Origin of the sequence: Aquiflexum sp. (assembly GCF_041751335.1) — a bacterium.
In the GTDB taxonomy this organism is placed as follows: domain Bacteria; phylum Bacteroidota; class Bacteroidia; order Cytophagales; family Cyclobacteriaceae; genus Aquiflexum.
Window position 1 is genome coordinate 1 of sequence record NZ_JBGSXS010000149.1, and the last position, 17,247, is coordinate 17,247.

Here is a 17,247-nt window from a genome sequence, read left to right on the forward strand (position 1 = left end):
TGTTTTGGAGTAATGAATGAATATCCATTTGCTCGAGGTTATCGTATAGGGATGGGCTTTCTGTAGTGTTCATAGCAATTCTTGGTGATATAGGGTTAATCCTGCAATCGGGCCTTCTATGATAATATTGACATGTATATCGAGATCATATGCCGCACTTCTGAGGATGTCACTGTTGTAGAAGGCAATAGATCCCACAAAACTGACGGGCTTCTGTTTAAAATCATCATATTTCATGACATGCTTTTTGAAAAAATCCTGAAAGGAGTCATAGTAAAGCATGTAACAGTATGGGTCCTTGATATGTTCTGTAATAAATCTGCAAAAACTGGCCATATACCGTCCTGGGAATGGCCTTTGGTAAACATTTTCAATAATCAGGTTATTGTCAAGTTGAAATTTATCCAAAACTTGGTTTCGCAGTTTTTTAGGCATTTCATCATGGATGAAATCCTGAAGAAATTTTCTTCCGATATAAGCTCCGCCTCCTTCATCTCCAAGAATATATCCCGGTGCCGGTCTTTTATCAATGATTAGTTCTCCATCATAGTCACAGCTGTTGGATCCCGTACCCAAAATACAGGCAATTCCTGGGTTATGGCCACAAGTAGCCCTTGCTGCCGCCATGAGATCATGGTCCACATTGATTTCTGCTTTTTTGAAGATGCCATTCAGGGCATTGGTTACCTGAAGTCTATTTTTGGGAGAAGCGCATCCTGCACCATAATAATGAATCACTTCTACATCATCCCGGAGATCCAACAAAAAGTCATCTTGGAGTTCATTGGACATTTCTTCGGCTGTTTGGTAATTGGGATTAAACCCAATTCCCCTATGCTGACCAATTTCTCCACTTTTATTGATCACTCTCCAATCTGTTTTGCTGGCACCACTATCTGCAATAAGTATCATGTTATTTCATCAACTGACCAATACGTGTGAATTTTTGAAATACTTCCTCTGTATGTGGGGCATCAGGAAGTTCATCCGTCAAATCCTGCCCTGCCCAATGTTCATAATGCTTTCCGTTTTTCCAGAGTCTGGAACTGGAAACATCATAAATAATACCCTGATAAGCTACCCAAATCTCGGGTTTGTCCTGACCGTTTCTAAGCGCTAGTTGTTGCCTGCTGTAAACTTTCATTTAGAATAATTTAAGCTGGGCATTTATCCACCTTTCGGGAATTTCTCCCGACTGAGCCATTTGATAGTCCTGATAGCTACAAGGTATAATGGCAGTCCGGTCAAATTTTGTCTGATCACCCTGAGGAATTTCCATCCACCATTTTTCACTTCTTATGCTTTTGAAGAAGATGAGGACAGAAGGTTGTGTATCCAAAGATACGGTATATTTAATATAATCGCTGCTTTTGAAGGATAGGCTATCTTTTCTATCATAGAAACCTTCTATAAAATACCAAATCATCGTGGCGATTATTGCAGCTGTCTTGTTTCTATTGTCATCAAAATAGGGTTGGTATCCATAGATACCAATAGAAGAAAGCTTTTCATTCATACCTGCAAACCTGCAAATCTGACAGGCTTCTTCACCTGTCAGTCCAAATGGCTGCGCATCGGCAGCACCGGGGGCGTCTGCTGATTGAATGGCACAGACATCAAAACTCAATAAGTCAGCGTTCCTTATTATGGGTTCTATTTCCTTAAAATTGCTCCTCAAGTTTCCGATACGCACATGGTCAAAATGTAGCTTCTCCAAAACTCCGATCAAATCGATATCTGTTAGAAAACTTTGGTAAGCCAGATGGCTGTAGTTAAATAAGAAATTAGGTTGATGAAGAATAATGTCCTGTGAGTGTCTTTCGGAAGGTGGCCCTTCCTCTTCCATGTCTATTTTTGCATCAATGGTAAGCAAGGAGACCAGTTTGTCCAGCCTTTGGTATGATAGGTATTGACCAATATCCAAATCATGGGATCCTCCAATGAAAATCGGGAGAATTTGTTTTTTGATCAGAAATTCACCTACGGAATATATGACCTGTAGGGAATCTTCTAAAGTATTTCCAGTCTTTAGATCCCCTAAATCTGCTATTTTGTACAATCCATGCCCTTTTTTGAGATGATAAAGTTTTTCTCTTATTTCGGATGAACTTCTTTCGATACTATCGTTTTTAAGCATTCCCCTCTTTTCTGACAAGCCGACTATGGCAATCTGTAAACCTTTTAATTCGGGGAAGGTATCTCCAAAATAATGGATGTAATTAAAAAATGAATTGTGGCTGTAATGCTGAGAGGTGATGTACTCTGGAATAGGTTCAAAGAATTGATGTATATCCATTGGTGGGATTTAAATGCTACCCAAAATTAAAGAAAAATAATCTCAGGAAATAAAAAAGTCCCGTTTTTGCGGGACTCAATTTGAGGAATTAACCTCCGAAGTCATCAAATCGGATATTCTCCTGTGGGATTCCCATATCATCGAGAAGTTTCAGCACTGCGGCATTCATCAAAGGTGGTCCGCAAAGGTAATATTCCACTTCATCTGGTTCAGGATGGTTTTTCAGATAATTGTCATAAAGTACTTGGTGAATGAAACCAATATAACCATCACCCTCATTATCATTAAGAGATTTTTTTAATTTCCAGTTGTCTTCAGGAAGAGGTTCTGACAATCCAATGTGAAAATTGAAATTTGGAAAATCCTTTTCAATGTCTCTAAATTGTGGTGTGTAGAACAACTCTTTTTTTGATCGACCACCATACCAATAAGAAACTTTTCTGTCTGTTTTTTCAGTATGGAATAGGTGGAAGATATGTGACCTAAGAGGGGCCATTCCAGCACCTCCACCTATATAGATCATTTCCCTTTGGGTCGGATTGATGTGGAATTCTCCATATGGACCTGAGATGGTTACTTTATCTCCTGGCTTACGACCGAATACATAAGAAGAACAAACACCAGGGTTTACATCCATCCACTTGTTATTGGCCCTGTCCCAAGGTGGAGTAGCAATACGAATAGTCAGCATAACAATGTTTCCTTCGGCAGGGTGATTGGCCATGGAGTAAGCTCTGAATAGCTCTTCATCATTTTTCATGGTCAGATCCCAAAGGCCGAATTTATCCCAATCACTTTGATATACATCAGCGGGATGACCAAGATCAGGATGAGGAGTAATATCCATTCCCTTAAAATTGACCGTAATTACCGGAACATCTATTTGGATGTATCCACCTGATTCGAAATCTAAATTTTCTCCCTCGGGAAGTTTAACTTTGAATTCTTTGATGAAGGTTGAAACATTGTAATTTGATACCACTTCACAATCCCATTTTTTGATTCCAAAGATTTCTTCCGGAATCCTGATTTTCATGTCCTGCTTTACTTTGACCTGACAAGATAATCTTACATTTCCTTGTTTTTCTGCACGGCTGAGATGTCCTACTTCGGTTGGAAGCACTTCTCCCCCTCCTTCTTCTACAACACACTTGCACATGGCACAGGTGCCGCCTCCACCACATGCGGATGGAAGAAAGATTTTTTTGTTACCAAGGGTACTTAATAAAGTAGAGCCTGCAGAGGTGACAATAGGATTACTCTCATCTCCGTTGACGATGATTTTGACATCTCCGGAGGCGACCAATTTAGATTGGGCAAACAAGAGGATAAAAACCAGTAGCAGAATGATTATGGTGAATGCTACAATTGATGTAATAATTACTGAACCCATTTAAATGATTGTTTTACTATTAATTTTCAGTATTTGAGCCCATATTGGGAACACAAATATATTTATAAATAAATAACCTCGGCCAAAAAGAACCTTAATTTTGCCATTTTCCTTTTATCAACCTTATCCAAATAACTGATTAATTCCTAAGAAGGTTTAAGAGTGTAGTCAATCTATTTTTCAACTGCCTTCTGTCGATGATAAAATCCAAAAAACCGTGTTCCAATACAAATTCGGAACTTTGGAAACCTTTTGGCAAATCTTTGCCGATTGTTTCCCTGATTACCCTAGGTCCTGCAAAACCGATCAATGCACCGGGTTCGGCAATGTTAAAATCACCTAGCATGGCATAAGAGGCAGTGACTCCACCTGTGGTGGGATCAGTCAAAAGACTGATGTACGGTATGGCAGCTTTGTCAAGTAGTGCTAGCTTCGCTGAAGTTTTTGCCATTTGCATCAAACTGAATCCAGCTTCCATCATTCTCGCACCACCGGATTTGGAGATCATTAAAAACGGGATTTTGTTTTTTAAAGAATAGTCAATTGCCCGAGCGATTTTTTCCCCAACCACGGATCCCATAGAACCTCCGATAAAATTGAAATCCATACAGGCAATTACAAGATCCATTTCATTTATTCTCCCAACTGCTGTTCGCACGGCATCCTTCAATTCAGTTTTTGCAATGGTCGCCTCAATTCTTGATTTGTACGGTTTGGTGTCAACAAATTTCAAAGGATCCCCTGAAATCATATTCTGGTCCAATTCCGTGTAATTATTTCCATCAAACAATATCTCAAAATATTCTTTAGAGCCAATTTTGACATGGTACTCATCATCTGGGCAGACGAAAGAATTATTCTTGAGCTCCCGGGTGTGAATGATGCTTCCATTGGGGGTTTTGTACCAAAGACCATCAGGCGTGTCTTTCTTTTCTTCCGTGGAAGTTTTGATTCCTTTATCAGTCCTTTTAAACCAAGCCATATTTTAGATTTTAAATTTATGAAACTTCCGTTTCAAGGGACTACAAATTTATAGGTATTATCCATTAAATAAAATTTGAACTTCAACTTCATTCATTCAGTACAAATTGTTTCCGTAGATATGCTTAAAGAAATTTATGAATCCTTTTCAGATATGCTGTCAAAAGCTCCTATTGGCATATTATCAAAGGTAATTTTTCAAACTTGTGAATTTCGTTTGTTATTTTAAGGAATTAGCTGAAATTCATGTTTTCCAAACCATATCCATCTCAAAATGAGTCTTATTGCCCTTCTTGTTGTTTCAGCCATTATTCTTACCACCGCCTATTTCACCTATGGCAAATATGTATATAAAAAATTCGGTCTCGATGATTCCAGAAAAGCGCCTTCGCATACTTACGCTGACGGTATTGATTATGTTCCGAGCAAGCCGATCGTAGTTTTAGGGCATCATTTCGCTTCTATTGCAGGAGCAGGACCTATTGTGGGTCCTATCATTGCGGTGACTTTTGGATGGATTCCTGCGGTGATTTGGATCCTTGTGGGAGGGATATTTTTTGGTGCGGTCCATGATTTGGGAAGTATGGCCGCCTCGTTGCGCAATAAGGGAAAATCGATTGGGTTTATCATTGAAAAAAATATTGGCAGGAAAGGAAAGCAATTGTTTATTGTATTCAGTTTTTCCACGCTTATTCTTGTAATCGGGGTATTTGCAGACATCATTGCCAAAACCTTTGTAAACAATCCAGGAGTAGCTTCAGCATCTATTTTGTTTATTGTATTGGCAGTGGCTTTTGGATTGGTCAATAGCTTGATCGGGAGTAGTAAGCAAGCATTTTTGATCATTACAATCCTTGGAGTTGTTTTGATGTATTACTTTGTTTATTTAGGCATGCAGTTGCCGTTTGTTCTGGATTATCAAATCTGGATTTATATCCTGTTGGGCTATGCATTCATTGCATCTGTTACCCCGGTGGCAATGTTGTTGCAACCCAGGGACTATTTGAACAGCTTTTTATTATACGGTCTGATCATTGCCGCTGTGGTAGGGGTTTTCATTGCCAACCCTGAGATCAAAATGGACAATGACATTCATGTTACTGCGGATAATCTTGGTTATTTGTTTCCGGTTTTATTTGTCACCATTGCATGTGGTGCCATCAGTGGGTTTCATTCTCTAGTTGCTTCAGGCACCACTTCCAAACAGTTGGATAAAGAAAGTGATGCCAAGATAGTAGGATTTGGGGGGATGCTGATCGAGTCATTTTTGGCCATTATTTCAGTTGGAGCTGTTATCGTCCTGAGTAGAGGAGAATACTTAGGTAGGTTGGGAGAGGAGGGTCCCGTCCCGTTATTTGCCACTGGCTTGGGAAGCATAATTTCTTCAATGGGTATTTCTGAATCCTTTGCCATAGGATTTGTGGCATTGACAGTTTCAGCTTTTGCCTTGACTACTTTGGACACCTGTACCCGATTGGCAAGATTCACCCTTCAGGAGTATTTCGAAGATGTCAAAAATCCCATTGGAGCCAACTTATCCCAAAACAGGTATTTATCTACTATGGTTGTGGTTTTGTTGTCCATTTTACTGCTCGCCTCAGGAAGTTTTACGGCACTTTGGCCAATTTTCGGATCAGCCAATCAGTTGTTGGCGGCTTTGGCATTATTGACCATAGCTGTTTGGTTAATGAGGAAAAAAATCAATGCCACTTTTGTGATGATTCCCATGTTTTTTATGTTCACCGTCACATTGACCTCATTGGGATTGTTTGCCTGGAAAAATTATCAGGATAAAGTATATGTCCTTTCATTGATTGCAGGATTGCTATTTGTGCTGTCAATTGCTTTAATTGTATTGGCTGCTAAAAGTCTGAGGAAAGAAATTGAAGAACCTGTGAAGATTAGCTGAAGGTGTTTTTTTTAACCTTGATGATATTACCACTTATATTCATGCCATGACTCAGAGTCATGGCATGAATTAGTATCCTGAAAACCCCGAAAGTTTGTTTTTATTTTCAACCTCATAGATAGAGCTCATAGTTTTATCTTCTTTCGCTTTTGATTTTATGAAAAAAGTATTGATCAGACTATGTGATCTCTATGCTCTATGTGGTAAAAATTTAGCATCATTGGTATTTCATTAGTATTCATTCAAGGTTTAGTCTAACAAAAAAACCTTCGAGGTCTAAAAAAGACCTCAAATGTTTAGACTTTTGCAATAGTTTGTGTGGCCAAAGATTCAAAAAAACAACCCCGGCCCAAAGTGTTGACCGGGGATGAATGATCTAATCAATCTATGGTATTAAAAACTCCTTTGTCTTTTTTGGTAATTCTCCAGGCAAGATTGACATTGATCAAATAATCTGCAAAAGCAGCGTCACCATGTCGATAATTATCAGGTGTGGATTCGATAATATCTGTAAGGCTTCTGGTCCTGTTTCTAATCAAGGCCACAGGGACAGTTACCGTTGCAGTGAAATTCCCCAGCATGTAACTCAATCCAGGTTCCACCGAAACGATATATCCCGGCCGTCTAAATCCATCACTTTCCCCAACCAAATCCCGTATAGGTATACCTTCAGCCCTACCTCCCAGTGAGAACCCTAATCCATGGATTGCAGTGACTGGCTTAAAAAGACCGGTTCGGAAGGCGTATTGATCCGGAACGCTCATGATGGCTTCACTGGGCCGGCTTCTATTCGTCACTGTTCCGTTGGTATTTCTCGGATTGGACATATAGAAACCGTCATAATATAGAAAGAAATTTCCCGGAAGATTCCAGATTCCTTGAGCGTCAAAAATCAGACCCCATCCCCCATCGCCCAATTGTATGGACTGATCCACAGGCCGGACCTCCGGACTTCCTTCCGGACCCACATTGTAGAAAGTGCTTTGCGCATTGTAATCGCCTGTAGGGATTTTCAAACCGATACCGATTGCCGTATTACCGCGTTTGGCTTTTTCCCCGGAAAGCAACCAATATCCTCCACCGATTCTCATGTCTGCCAAACCTCCTGAATAAGTTATATGCCTTGAATTTCTACCATGTTCATAAAGGGAACTTCTTTCATTGTAGGCGAATGGGAGAGAGACAACTCCATAAGCCCGTTCAGAAAACGCATAACTTACATTGAAATCCACACCGTGGGACCAATTGATCACTTCGGTATTGTTGGCGATTCTGTCAGGTTCTTCGTGGTTTCCTCTGAAATGTCGGAAAGATTTAAAATAACGGTAATTGGAACTGATGTTCCATTCTCCCTTTTCAAGGACATTTCCTTGGCCTACGGCATTTCCTATACCGGAAAACTGACGAATGGCTACACAGCCCTGGCCAAAGATTTCAGTGGTGGAGCAGATAAGTATAGCAACCAAGATGCTTGAGATAAGTATATTTTTTTTCATAATGAATGTTTTAATTAGTTATGGATTTCAGTTAATGGATGGAAAGTCCTCCAGCTATGCCAGAATTCCTGATAGGCCGGTAGTTTTTCCAGATCCTTTGAATTGTTGTTCAGGGATTTTCCAGTAAAGTCAATTGTTGTCTGATCTGAGATCAGTGTATCATTTTTCAAATGGAATACTTGACCTTATGACTTCTTTTAAATGCGGCAAAACTTTGCCCATCCTTTGAAAGGATCAATAAGACGGGGAAATTGCCAATTTGATCATGGATAATTTTTTTGGAGTTAAGTTGTTTCCAATCGTAAGCTTTTGCTTGTTCATTGATATAAATGCCCAAACCAATCAGACCTATGAGAAACTTGTTTTTCATTTATTGAGCCCCGTCCACTTTGGCCTTGTCAACAGCAAATTTACCTACTTTTTTACCCTGATCGACACCTACTTCTGCATCGAACCGATAGTGAATACCTCCATATAGTCTGGACATTGCAGCTTCTTCTGCCCATGCTCTGAATTGTGCGGCATCAGCGGGGAAGAAATGTGCCAAGACTTCAGCACCTGCTGCAGAGAAAGTACTGTGCCCGGAGGTGTAGGCAGGGAAATTAGGGGTACCAAGAATCGTCTTAAACCCGGCAATCGTCTCCACCGGCCTGGGGTAATGGTAATAGTATTTAGTATCCCAACATGCCACGCCGGCATCCATGATGGCGGAATTCATATAGGCAAAAACCCTTGCAGTTCTTAACGGATTTAACTTATTCTTCACAATAGCTTCTTTGGCAAACTTGTTCCAATGTCCCGGTGGGGTATAGGAACCTATACCATCTTCCCACCAATTGGCAATTCTTCTCTGATTTAGGGTCATATGTGAAGCAAACTTCTTCAATTCAGCTGCATCTGTTTCAAATTGAGAGGAACCAGGTGCTGGGGGAGGCGGTGATCTAACTTCTTCCACCGTCGGCACATGCCACATTTTTACCTGACCAAAGAGAGGAGTCAACCCAACAGGTCTTTGGGGAACTTCAGTATTTTGCCATTTCCATCCAAACCTTTCAAAGGCAGCATTTGCTATGGAATCTGACACAGGTTTCGGAGTTTGTGCTTTAGACATGCCATCAGTTGAAGCACGCTGTTTTGCCAGTGTGACAACCTCTGAACCAATACTTATACCAGCCTCGATGTCACTTTGGGTATTGATACCGGCATGAACAAGACTGGCGATGTGTTCTTGGTATTTTTTGTCAAGAAATGATGCTTCCAGTGGGAACATTGTAGATAGAATTTCTTTGGAAACTTTGGCAACTGTGGCACCATCAGATGGATATGAAGGCAAAGTACTTGGGAGATACGCTGGTTTAATACTTTCGTCAACATGATATGGACTTTCACGGTTATACTGGAATTTGTAATGCCAGGCAACAACCAGCCCATCATACTGGGCCACACTTAGGTAAGCCAACATCCTACTCGTATAAGGAGGATGTGCAAAAGGAAATGAGGGTGGGCCAACAGGGTTGGCCGGGTTGGGCAAAGTATAAGAACCATCAGCATTTGGGCCTGGTATCAGGTTATATTTTGCAGCCAATTCAAGGGCTATTTCATTCCACCTCAAAATAGGATTACTGGTCCAATACTGGACAGCCTGCTTTTGTGTGGGTGTCAATCCTGCCATTTGTAGTTTGAGGTCAGTAAGTTCAGCTTGATATGCACTTGAATTGGTTGGTTCAGGTAGTGGAATATTGATTTGTTCAGGGTTGCTTACAAGTATGGTTTTCCAGGTACCTCCGGTTTGATCCAGGTTGCCAAATTCATATTCATTGAAATCCATATAATTCGGGGTTTCTTCCAGACAGGCACTTGTAGTGACGAAAAGGATAAATAAGCCCAAATAAGATATTTTGAAATTTTTCATAGTCGATAAGGCTTAATAAACTTTAAACTGATAAGTAAGACCAACACCAATTGTAGTCACTTTTCCCATATTTCTGCCACTTATAACTTGGTTGAAATAAAGAAGGCCACCTAGTCCGCGGTCAGCATTAATATAATATTGTACCCAGCCTCCAATTTGGCTTACTTCCATCTTGTTGGTAGGTTGCGGCCTGTTGTATGACCGGATATCATCACCGGAAAGGCAGTTCAGACTCATGAAAGTTGCTTCCATTCTTAACCTATTGTCCAAAGTCCAATACCCAATTGCTCCATGAAGATTTAAAGCATTGGGAACGTTCATAAATGGTGAATACACACTTCCGTTTTCATAATAATAATCCCGTTCAATTTTGGATTGGCCTCTCCAGAGGTAGGCTAACCCTCCCCTGAAAACCAACCCATTGTCCATTTTGTATCCACCAATGACTCTAATGCCAAGTTCGGGAGCTCCAGCCCCAATACTAAATGGCATATAATCTGAAAGGTATGTGCCTACTGGTGTGCTGAAATGGGTATTGGTAAGGAACAAGAGTTTACCCTTACCCAATTGTTTTTGAATCCAGTCAACTTTTACGGAAATGCTCAAATCCTGAATTCCAGATTGACCAGCTTGAGTACCACCTGATGCATTGGTGTTTATATATGGTATGGAGGTGAATACATTGATTTTATTTGTAAGCCCCAATGCTACCATTGGCATGGCCATTTGTCTTGTAAAAGTGCCAATATTGGCATTATCCCTTAGGAAGCTGCCTTCCCAATATTGATTCCAGGAAGAATGCTCATACATCAGGGCAGCACAAATTTCCCCTTTCCCCATCATAACTTCATCCCAGGGAGTTTGACCAAAGGCATTAAATAGGGTAGTCAAAAATACCATCAATCCCAAGGTTATAGGTAATAGTTTTTTCATACGATTTATAAGAATTGATTATAGAAAGTTGATTGAATATTGAAAAATCCGGTCTGAATTTCTTTCCAAACCCGATAATCCAAATGGATTGACGGGGTTGGAAAGAAATTCAATTGATATAAATAATTCCTTTTTTAGAAATGACCCTAAGTGCAGATTATTATTATAAATCCAATGTAACAAACCCATCGAAAACATTGGATTTAACTCAGTAAACCTGTTCAATGGATGTATTCCAAGAAGAAATTATTAAAACTAGACCGGCTGAAAAATCAAACCAACTCGGGGGGTGGGGTAGTTAGGTTAAGGTCCTGATTTTGATAAGTTAAAAAAACAAACCCATTGTATTTATTATCATTGGTAATTCTGATAGAGAAATCAAATTCATTGAAAGGTTCAGTATAATCTTTCACAAAGATTTTGCCCAATAAAGTATTGCTTCCAGAATCCGGTAATTCATCCTGCACCAACGAACTTACCCACTGCTTGATGGTGCTGTCCAGATTCTTTTTGGCACTGTCAGGTACATAAACGATCTGCAGTGTGTCGTTGATATATCTCTGTTTAATGACCCTATAATATTGTCCGTCTTTTTGAAAACTCGTGTTGGTAGTCCTGAATTCGTCCTCATCGGCCATGTATGGAATGGAAAGCGGAATTTCCATGATCCGCTCTTCAAACTCACTCTGGTTTGCACTGTAGATTTTTTCAGACCAATGATTTTCTATCCGTAGCCTAAATGAAAAATACGCCACATAGTACCCGAAATGGTAAAATGCGAAGCAAAAAAGAAGGAATATGGCTACAGTCTTTCTCAATTGAAATAGAATTCAGTCAGAAATTTACATTAATAAATTAAATTATGATAAATGTCACTTTTTTATTTTTAAAAAAGATTAGAGTCACATGGAGTTGACTTCCAAATATTTTAATTTTTTAATAGCAATGGTTTCGACTACCCAACATATCCAATTTCAATCAAATTATTAGTGATAGAATAAACAACATTGTCAAAGAAATTATTGCCAATAAGCCATATAATTTTATCACTTTCCACCTATTGAACCGATCCAGAAACCATAACACCAACACCGGACGGATTAATCCAACAATAAGGCAGGCAATTGAAATACCGAAAAGGATTTGGAAAAAAAAGAAAAAAGTATCTTTCATGATGCAATAAAAAAAGGAAGGGTTTCTACCGTTCCTTTTTACGTTTTATGTATGTACGCAATAATGCCAGTTAAAATGGCAATTCGATATAATTCTTGGCAGGAAACTGTAATGTCCGGTACAACTGTCTTCCGACTTCGGTCTTCCGTCCTGTTTGAAATAGAATATTGGGTTACTGGCAAAGAAGCGTATAACCATATTTATTTTTTACGCTTTATTTCCTGCATATGGTATCCTTCAATAGTATCGTCGACCAGTATGTCGTTGAATTTCTTGATGGAAATACCGCACTCGTATCCGGCTTTCACTTCCGAGACGTCATCTTTGAAACGTTTCAGTTGGTCGACTTCACCGTCATGGATGACGATTCCGTCTCTGACTACACGGATTTTATGTTTACGTGAAATGAATCCGTCTGTAACATAACACCCGGCAACAGTTCCGATTTTAGAGATTTTGAATACTTCCCTTACCTGAATATTACCGGTGATGATTTCTTCAAATTCAGGTTCCAACATACCTTCAATGGCATCTTTGATCTGATTGATGGCATCATAGATAATGGAATAATGTCTGATTTCAATTTCTTCCTGTTCAGCAATCTTTTTGGCATTGCTTGATGGTCTTACCTGGAATCCAAGGATAATCGCATCAGAAGCTGATGCTAGCAAAACATCTGATTCAGAAATCTGTCCGACACCCTTGTGGATGATATTGACTGAAACTTCATCTTTGGAAAGCTTGAGTAAGGAATCAGAAAGTGCTTCTACAGAACCATCCACATCACCTTTGATAATGATATTAAGTTCCTTGAAGCTTCCAATAGCCAATCTCCTTCCGATTTCGTCCAACGTGATATGCTTTTTAGTTCGCATGCTTTGTTCACGGAGAATCTGTTCCCTTGAATTGGCGATTTCTCTGGCTTCTCTTTCGGAATCATAAACTTTGAAAGTATCGCCTGCCTGGGGTGCACCCGCCAATCCGAGTACCTGTACCGGCGTGGAAGGACCTGCTTTATCCAGTTTTTTACCTTTATGATCAAACATGGCCTTGACACGGCCGTGATGTGGACCTGCAAGCATGATATCTCCCACACGTAATGTTCCGGCTTGGACCATCACAGTGGCCACATAGCCTCTCCCTTTATCCAAGGAAGCCTCTACGACGGTTCCAACAGCATTTTTATCTGGATTGGCTTTCAATTCGAGTATTTCTGCTTCCAACAATACTTTTTCCAAAAGCTCTTCAATACCCAAACCTGTCTTTGCGGATATGTCCTGAGACTGGTATTTACCGCCCCATTCTTCCACCAACAAATTCATATTTGCCAATTCTTCTTTTATCTTATTGGGGTTAGCGTTTGGTTTATCAATTTTATTGATGGCAAAAATCATTGGAACACCTGCAACCTGTGCGTGATTGATGGCTTCTTTGGTTTGAGGCATGATATTGTCATCAGCCGCGATCACGATGATGGCAACATCTGTTATTTTCGCGCCCCTTGCCCTCATGGCTGTAAATGCTTCGTGTCCTGGTGTGTCCAAAAAGGCTATTTTGTCACCTTCTTTGGTAGTCACATCGTATGCACCAATATGCTGTGTGATACCACCCGCTTCATCTGCAGTTACTTTGGCTCTTCTGATATAATCAAGCAATGAAGTTTTACCATGATCGACGTGACCCATGATGGTCACAATAGGAGCACGGTCAAGTAATTCCTCAGGGGTATCTATAGCCTCTATCGTTTGTGCTTCTTCATCCGACTTGGTGAATTCAACTTCGTAACTAAATTCGTCAGCAATAATAGTTATGGCTTCTGCATCTAATCTCTGATTGATGGAAACAAACATGCCCAAGGACATACAAGTAGAAATCACCTGATTGACAGAAACATCCATCAAAGAGGCCAAATCGTTGGCAGAAATAAATTCTGTTACCCTTAAGATTTTTGACTCCTCAATTCCTTCAACTTCTTCTCTGCTTCTTTCAGTTCTTTTATCTCTTCTTTTGGATTTACCACCACCGGATTTACCGCCACCCTGCAACCTAGCAAGTGTCTGCTTGATCTGATCCTGTATTTCTTTTTGAGTAGGTTCAGCTTTTTGAATTCTGCCAGCAGGTGCTTGCCCAGGTCTTGGTCTACCTGTTCCACCTCCACCTTGTGGTTTTCGATCTCTTTGCTGACCACCTTGGCTGGGTCCTCCACCTTGCCCTGCGGATTTTGGTTTATTGGCATCCCCTTCAGGACCTCTGCCTTGAGGACCTGCACCTGGAGTTCCCGGTTTTTTATCGATTCGCTTTCGCAGTCGTTTCTTTTTATCTTTCCCATTTTCGTCTGAGGAAGCTACAGGTTTACCTTTTTTCTTGGATCTGTCTTCCGGAAGCTCAATTTTCCCAAGAACCGTTAAACCTTTTAAAGCATCTGCTTTAGCTGAGATGACTTTATTTTCCGGTTTTGGTTCAGGTTTTAGGGTAAGTGCTTCCAATATGGGAGGCTTCTCCACTGGTTTAATTGGAGTTGGTTTTTCCGCTGCCACAACAGGCTTGATCTCCTCTTTCACGGGAGGAGCAGGTTTAACTTTAGCTTCTTCTACCGGTTTTTTAGTGGTTTCTTCTGGTTTAGGTTGATCAACCTGAATAACAGGTTTTTCTATTTCCTGCTCTACCTTTTCTACTTTTGCAACAGGAGGAACTTCTTTTGGCTTTGGTTCTTCTTTTTTGGGTTCCTCTCTTTTAACATTGAGATCAATTTTCCCCAAAACTTTTATTCCCTGCAATTTGGGGGCTTCTGCTGAAACTTTCTCCACCTCAGTTTCTTGAACTTTTGCCGAAGGTACTGAAGGGGCAGGCTTAACTTGCTCTTCTTTTTTTGCCTCTGGCTTTGGCTCGGATTTCTTTTCTTCCTTCACCTCAGACTCAGCCTCTATGGTAAAAGTATCATGATGACGCTTACCAATAGAAAGGTGCGAAGCTTCCTCCTTGTCCTGTGCAGAGGATTTAAACTCCTTGGCCAACATATCAAATTGGTCGAGGTTGATTTTGGAGTTAGGATTATTTTCTACTTCGAAGCCTTTTTTAGCCAGAGATTCCACAATCGTAGCAATTCCTACGTTGAGTTTTCTGGCTGCTTGGCCAAGCCGCATCGTTTTTTCTTCTGACATACGCTAAAAACGCTTTCTTAATTTTTCGCAAATATAGGCCAATTATTGGGTTAATCGGCCTTTATTTATTGTTCAAATTCCTGTTTTAAGATTTTGAATACATCATCTATTGTCTCTTCTTCCAATTCAGTCCTTCTCAATAGGTCTTCTTTGGTTAAAGTCAATACACTTTTTGCAGTATCCAAACCTGTTTTTTTCAATTCATCGATTACCCAACTGTCAATTTCATCTCCAAATTCTTCAAGATCAACATCTTCTTCCTCTTCGTATTCGCTCAATTCCCGGAACACATCGATTTCAAATCCCACTAATCTTGAAGCCAAACGGATGTTGAATCCTCCTTTTCCAATAGCCATGGAAACCTGATCAGGTTTTAAGAAAACCGAAATTCTTTTATGGTCTTTGTCAACTTGGATAGAAGTCACCTTTGCAGGGCTCAAAGCCCTTGAAACATAAAGGTCAAGGTTCTCTGTATAATTGATGACGTCAATATTTTCATTTTGAAGTTCGCGCACAATGGCATGAATTCGGCTGCCTTTCATACCTACGCATGCACCAACAGGGTCAATTCTGTCATCGTAAGATTCTACAGCCACTTTTGCTCTTTCTCCTGGTTCTCTGACGATTTTCTTGATGGTGATCAGACCATCAAATACTTCCGGCACTTCGTTTTCAAATAATCTCTCCAAAAATATGGGAGAAGTTCTTGAAAGGATAATTTTCGGATTTCCATTGAACATTTCCACTTTATGGACAATAGCCCTGATAGAATCACCTTTTCTAAAGCGATCTTTGGGAATCTGTTCTCCTTTAGGAAGAATAAGCTCATTGCCCTCACTATCAATCAGAAGTGCTTCCCTTCCCAATATCTGATAGACTTCTGCAGATATAATCTCTCCAACAAGTTCTTCATATTGGTTAAAAAGAAGGTCTTTTTCCAAATCTTTGATTTTTTGGATCAATGTCTGCCTAGCCATCATCACAGCTCTTCGTCCAAAGTCCTCCAATTCGATTTTTTCGTATACCTCTTCGCCTACCTCAAAATCAGGTTCGATATTTTGGGCATCACTTAAGCTGATTTTATCAAAATCCCAAATATCTTCAGAATTGTCATCAACAATTTCCCTGATTCTTAAGATTTCGAGGTCACCTTTGTCTGCGTTGATAGTCACATCAAAGTTTTCATCGGTTTCGTATTTTTTGCGAATCATCGCCCTAAAGACATCCTCCAAGATACGGATCATGGTAGGGCGGTCCACGTTTTTAGACTTTGCAAACTCTGCAAATGATTCTATGAGTACTTTAGCGTCCATTTTATTTATTTGAAAGAGACTAACACAATTGATTTCTTAATCTGTTCAAAGGGTACAGTAAGTTCCTGTTCCTGGGCTTTTTTACCTTTTTCTTTAATTTTTGTAATAAGCTTGATTTCTGACACCCCAACTTCTAACAGCTTGCCTTCTGTTTCTTTTCCGTCGATTAAAGTCAATTTTAAATTTCTACCGATATTTTTGGTATATTGTCTCTTTGAACCCAATGGAAAATCAACACCTGGAGAAGATATCTCCAAAATATAAGCTTCGGGTAACAGTTCTTTTGCTTCAATTTCTTCACCCACCAGACGGCTGACCAATGCGCAATTCTCTATACTGATACCTTGATCGGCATCAATAAGTACTTTCAATTGAGGTTTGCTGCCATTATCAACCAATTGTATATCAACCAGAAAATGACTTTCATCAGGCAGGTGTTTGATTACAATTTCTTCTAGGATATGATTCAGACTCATTTGCAACAGGGCTATGAAATGAAAGAGGGGACTCGTGTCCCCTCAGTTAAGCTTGGTATTACAATGCAAAGTTAATAAAATTATTCCCACAAAAAAAAACACGAAACTTGTAATAAATTGGGAATTAGATAATAATTTTGCCCGCCCACGTTAGATGTTCTGCGCTGCATTGCTAAATTTACACGATTATCTATCATCAAATCA

Annotated in this window: 15 protein-coding genes; 1 reads left to right on the forward strand and 14 read right to left on the reverse strand. The window is 39.9% G+C overall.

Going from position 1 to position 17,247, the window contains the following annotated elements; translation table 11 throughout:
- Positions 1–69 precede the first annotated feature (69 nt).
- The 5 genes from ACEW8U_RS08335 to accD all read right to left on the reverse strand — a co-directional run bounded on the left by ACEW8U_RS08335 (position 70) and on the right by accD (position 4,671).
- Positions 70–912, reverse strand: a complete 843-nt coding sequence (locus ACEW8U_RS08335) for an N-acetylglucosamine kinase (RefSeq protein WP_373521582.1) — start codon at positions 910–912, stop codon at positions 70–72.
- Position 913: 1 nt separating this feature from the next.
- A complete protein-coding gene (locus ACEW8U_RS08340) occupies positions 914–1,144 on the reverse strand; it encodes a cytochrome b5 domain-containing protein (RefSeq protein ID WP_373521583.1) in 231 nt (76 codons plus the stop codon).
- Positions 1,145–2,296, reverse strand: a complete 1,152-nt coding sequence (locus tag ACEW8U_RS08345; protein WP_373521584.1) for a formimidoylglutamase — start codon at positions 2,294–2,296, stop codon at positions 1,145–1,147.
- 88 nt (positions 2,297–2,384) lie between these two features.
- On the reverse strand, positions 2,385–3,689 hold the full coding sequence (nqrF, locus tag ACEW8U_RS08350; protein ID WP_373521585.1) for an NADH:ubiquinone reductase (Na(+)-transporting) subunit F: 1,305 nt from the start codon (positions 3,687–3,689) through the stop codon (positions 2,385–2,387).
- A gap of 139 nt (positions 3,690–3,828) precedes the next feature.
- Positions 3,829–4,671, reverse strand: a complete 843-nt coding sequence (gene accD, locus ACEW8U_RS08355) for an acetyl-CoA carboxylase, carboxyltransferase subunit beta (protein WP_373521586.1) — start codon at positions 4,669–4,671, stop codon at positions 3,829–3,831.
- 273 nt (positions 4,672–4,944) lie between these two features.
- Between accD and ACEW8U_RS08360 the strand changes: the two genes are divergently transcribed.
- On the forward strand, positions 4,945–6,579 hold the full coding sequence (locus ACEW8U_RS08360; RefSeq protein WP_373521587.1) for a carbon starvation protein A: 1,635 nt from the start codon (positions 4,945–4,947) through the stop codon (positions 6,577–6,579).
- A 380-nt stretch (positions 6,580–6,959) separates the two neighbouring features.
- Here ACEW8U_RS08360 and ACEW8U_RS08365 read toward each other — a convergent pair whose 3' ends face one another.
- From ACEW8U_RS08365 to rimP, 9 genes are all read right to left on the reverse strand, one after another.
- Positions 6,960–8,075: a hypothetical protein gene (locus ACEW8U_RS08365; protein WP_373521588.1), complete on the reverse strand. Its 1,116-nt coding sequence runs from the start codon at positions 8,073–8,075 to the stop codon at positions 6,960–6,962.
- 14 nt (positions 8,076–8,089) lie between these two features.
- Positions 8,090–8,245: a hypothetical protein gene (locus tag ACEW8U_RS08370; protein ID WP_373521589.1), complete on the reverse strand. Its 156-nt coding sequence runs from the start codon at positions 8,243–8,245 to the stop codon at positions 8,090–8,092.
- On the reverse strand, positions 8,242–8,445 hold the full coding sequence (locus tag ACEW8U_RS08375) for a hypothetical protein (RefSeq protein WP_373521590.1): 204 nt from the start codon (positions 8,443–8,445) through the stop codon (positions 8,242–8,244). Before ACEW8U_RS08375 ends, ACEW8U_RS08370 begins: the two co-directional genes overlap by 4 nt.
- A complete protein-coding gene (locus ACEW8U_RS08380; RefSeq protein ID WP_373521591.1) occupies positions 8,446–9,987 on the reverse strand; it encodes a phosphatase PAP2 family protein in 1,542 nt (513 codons plus the stop codon).
- Positions 9,988–9,999: 12 nt separating this feature from the next.
- Positions 10,000–10,920, reverse strand: a complete 921-nt coding sequence (locus ACEW8U_RS08385) for a transporter (RefSeq protein WP_373521592.1) — start codon at positions 10,918–10,920, stop codon at positions 10,000–10,002.
- Between the two features lie 272 nt (positions 10,921–11,192).
- Entirely contained in the window at positions 11,193–11,738 is a 546-nt protein-coding gene (locus ACEW8U_RS08390; protein WP_373521593.1) for a hypothetical protein, read from the reverse strand.
- 555 nt (positions 11,739–12,293) lie between these two features.
- Positions 12,294–15,254, reverse strand: coding sequence for a translation initiation factor IF-2 (infB, locus tag ACEW8U_RS08395; RefSeq protein WP_373521594.1), 2,961 nt, complete (start codon positions 15,252–15,254; stop codon positions 12,294–12,296).
- A 65-nt stretch (positions 15,255–15,319) separates the two neighbouring features.
- The gene (gene nusA / locus ACEW8U_RS08400; RefSeq protein ID WP_373521595.1) at positions 15,320–16,567 is read right to left on the reverse strand and encodes a transcription termination factor NusA; all 1,248 of its coding nucleotides are present in this window, start codon (positions 16,565–16,567) and stop codon (positions 15,320–15,322) included.
- 5 nt (positions 16,568–16,572) lie between these two features.
- Complete coding sequence (gene rimP, locus ACEW8U_RS08405) at positions 16,573–17,043, reverse strand: ribosome maturation factor RimP (RefSeq protein ID WP_373521596.1); 471 nt, start codon at positions 17,041–17,043, stop codon at positions 16,573–16,575.
- Positions 17,044–17,247 lie beyond the last annotated feature (204 nt).